This is a genomic window from Roseateles sp. P5_E11 (genome assembly GCF_054049355.1).
Genome location: NZ_JBFUMO010000619.1, coordinates 1 through 3,262, shown reverse-complemented (window position 1 = coordinate 3,262; position 3,262 = coordinate 1). Strand labels below are relative to the sequence as shown.

General features: G+C 69.1%; 3 protein-coding genes. 2 read left to right on the top strand and 1 reads right to left on the bottom strand.

What is annotated here, in order from left to right; translation table 11 throughout:
• On the top strand, positions 1 to 492 hold a 492-nt coding region (locus tag ACXJKR_RS28010; protein WP_457325620.1), incomplete at its 5' end, for a hypothetical protein.
• Positions 493 to 553: 61 nt separating this feature from the next.
• Here ACXJKR_RS28010 and ACXJKR_RS28005 read toward each other — a convergent pair.
• The gene (locus ACXJKR_RS28005; protein WP_457325619.1) at positions 554 to 2,302 is read right to left on the bottom strand and encodes an ATP-binding cassette domain-containing protein; all 1,749 of its coding nucleotides are present in this window, start codon (positions 2,300 to 2,302) and stop codon (positions 554 to 556) included.
• A gap of 83 nt (positions 2,303 to 2,385) precedes the next feature.
• Between ACXJKR_RS28005 and ACXJKR_RS28000 the strand changes: the two genes are divergently transcribed.
• The coding region (locus ACXJKR_RS28000; protein WP_457325618.1) for a hypothetical protein at positions 2,386 to 3,262 on the top strand (877 nt) is incomplete at its 3' end.

The window sequence follows — 3,262 nt, the reverse complement described above, 5'->3', positions numbered from 1 at the left end:
GCCTACTACATCGTGGCGAGGCCGGTTTTTCTCGTGGGCGTGGGGCACGACGAGCGGGAGGACCTGTTCCCCATGGACCTCGTGGGCGCGCTGTCGTCGGGCGAGTACCTGCTGGCCCTGCGCGCAACGAGTCCGGGCGTTGCGCTCATGGAAGCCTCCAAGCGCATTGCCATGAGCAGCGCGCCCGCCGAGCTGCTTGAGGCCGTCTACGCCCTCGGAAACCGGCATCGCCAGCCCACGCTTGACCTGAACAAGTTGACCGTGCCGATCTCGTCGTCGCCGCTATTCGGGCTTCCCGTGCTGGATCAGGCAGGGCTCGTTCGTGAACTCTCCGTTGAGAGGGTCGAGCGAATCGGCTCGCATGTATTGTTCATTGCTCGCATCGAGCACGAAGCCGGGCTCTCAGGGCGGCAGCTCGCCCACATGAGCGGGACCTACATTGAATGGCTGCGGCGCAGTCAGCGGGGCTGCGAAGTGCTGGCGCCCTTGTAGAGCGCCACAACGGGAAGGAAGTTCGTCACTTTGGCGAGCCGGAAATGCATTGCGGCACGTGCTACCCGGCTGGCGAAGTGCCGGGCACGGGACCTCGCGCTTGTAACCGCCCGGCGACCATCTCCAATACTTGGTCCGCCTGGGCGATGAGGGCTGGATCGTGGCTGACGATGAACACCACGGGGCGGCCGGGCGCCTGGCGCAGCAGGCTGACGAGGGCCTGTGAACTGGCGCCGTCGAGGTGGTTGGTCGGCTCGTCCAGGATCAGCAGCCGCGGCGCGCGCAGCAGCACCCTGGCCAGGGCCACCCGCTGGCGCTCGCCACCGGACAGCGGGCTGCCGCCCGGGCCCAACCGGGTGTGCAGACCGTCGGCCCACGCGCTCAGCCGCGCGTCCAGACCCAGCGCATGCGCCATGCTTTGCACGGCCTGTGGCGTGACACCGGGCGCCGCATAGGCCATGTTGTCGTAGACAGTGCCGGCGAACAGCACGGCGTTCTGCGGCAGGTAGCCCAGGCCGCGCCGGAACGCCGACCGATCAATCTGCGCCCACGGCACGCCATCGACACGGATCGCGCCGCCATCGGCTTCGGCCAGACCGAGCAGCAGACGCAACAGCGTCGTCTTGCCCGCGCCGTTGGCGCCGGTCACCACGGTCACGCGCCCGGGCTCCAGGGCAAGATCGACGTCGCGAACCAGCATTCGTTTGCCGGCGCGGTGGCTCACGCCTTCCAGCGTCATGCGCCAGTGCGTCGGCGGTACACGGCCGTGATGCGCCGGCCCAGGCGGCATGGCCAGCAGCTGCTCGATGCTGTCCAGCGCCGGCACGCCCTGAGCCATCTCCTGCGACGCGCGCAACAGGCTCTGCAAGGCGCCGCGCAGCGCCAGTAGCAGGAACAGCACCGACGCCAGCTGCGCGCCCGACACTGCGGCACCGCCGGCCATGGTCAACCAGACGACGAGGCCCAGCAGCGCCAGGCCCAGCACCAGCGCGTCGAGCTCGGCTGCAAAGGTCTGCATCCTGGCCAGCGCACGCGTCAACGCATGGGTGCGCGCAACGCTCTGCCGGCAGGCTTGACGCTCGTGATGTTCGTTCGCCTGGCTGACCGCCAGCTCGTGGCGCAGGACGGTACCGCCCAACTGCTCATACAACTGGTCGATGGCAGCGTGCGCGCCAGCCATCTGGCCTGCCAGGCGACGTGAAAGCTGTCGCCGTGTCAGCCCCAGCAGCGCCAGTGCGAGGATCAGCGGCACGGCCAGCGCCGGCAGCATCGCCGCGATGCCGCCCAGGCACAGCAGCACCAGCATGGCTCCGGGCAGCAGGGTGCCGAAACAGGCCCGGGCCATCTGACCGAGCAGCTCGCCATGGCGCGTCATCGCCATCACGAAAGGCTCGACGCCCTGTTGATGCACGATGTCCACCGGCAAGTCCAATTGCCGCTCCACCAGCCGCTCGCGCACATGGGTCAGCCCGTCCTGCACGGCATCGATGACGAGACGCTGCCCGACATAGCCCAGTGCTGCTGCCGCCAGCAAGGCCAGGCAGGCCACCACCGCCCAGGCCGCGACTGCGTTGCCGCTGACGGCGCGGCCGATGGCGATCGACACCAGCAGCAGCGTGCCCGCCCGCAGCAAGGTGGCCAAAAGCCCACCACACAAGGCCACCGGTCGCACCGCGAATAGCCGCCACAGCGAGCGGACCACCCGCCCCGGCTGCCAGGCGGGCTGCGGCGCAACCTGCCGGGGGCGGCGAGCCAGCGAGGCGACGTCGGGTGGCGTCGCCGTCTGCGCATTGAAGGAGTGTTCGGACATCAAATCTCGGCCCGAGGCTGGGCTCGGCGATGGCATAGTGGAAACAGCTGGGCGAGGCGGACAAGACAGTGGGATGGCAGGACATGAGCGGCAAAGTGCAGTTGCGTTTCATGCGCCGCCATATCCAGGCCTGCCTCGCCGCTGGCCAATGGCGCAACAAGCCCCGGCCACCCGAACATCCCGATGCCGGACTGCATCAGCGCGGCGCTGAACTGCAAGCGCAGACGCTGGCCCGCTTCAGCCGGGTTCGGGCCGCCTGCGGCGAACGGGTGTTGCTGGTGACGCCGCCATCGCCGGCCGGGTGGGTGTGGTTCGAGGATCTGCGATGCGCGCTGCAACACATCGGTGTGGTGGTGCTGCGCGTCGACGATGAACAGAGGCTGACGCCGGCGTTGGCGGCCGACTTCCGGCCGACGCTGCTGCTGGGGCTGGACACCGACCGGCTGCATCAACGCTTTCAGGCCACCGGCATGGACCACCCGTCGCGTTGCACGCGGCTGCTGATTCCCGCGCGCGACGTGGCCGAATCGTGCGCACCGCTGAGTGCGGCCGAGGCGCGGCGGCTTGATCGCACGGCCAGCGGTGCCGGCGCAGACCTGCTGCTGTCGCTGCATGCCGAGCCCTTCATGCAGCGTTCGGCGGTTGCATGGATGCGCCTGGGCAAGCCTTTCGTGTGGCTGCCTCAGGCGRCCAGCCCGTTCCGCGACCGGCCACATGCCTGCGAGCGCGTGTTCGACTACGCGCACTTGTCGGTGGCCAATCCGCAGCGGGTCCGTGCCGTGTGGCACACGATGCGCCATATCCTCGCGCGGCACCACGGCCTGTTCGGTGAGCTCGAGACGTGGGGGTTCGGCGTGCCGCGGMTGCCGGTCGATGAGCATGCTCGCCACCAAGCGATGGCTCGCGTGTCGCTTGCCCCTTTGGTTGCTCCGCTGCTCGACAGCGCCGCAGACTTGACCC

Excerpts from the sequence above, each read along its gene's own strand:
- ACXJKR_RS28005 (WP_457325619.1), bottom strand. The coding sequence starts at position 2,302 with ATGTCCGAACACTCCTTCAATGCGCAGACGGCGACGCCACCCGACGTC.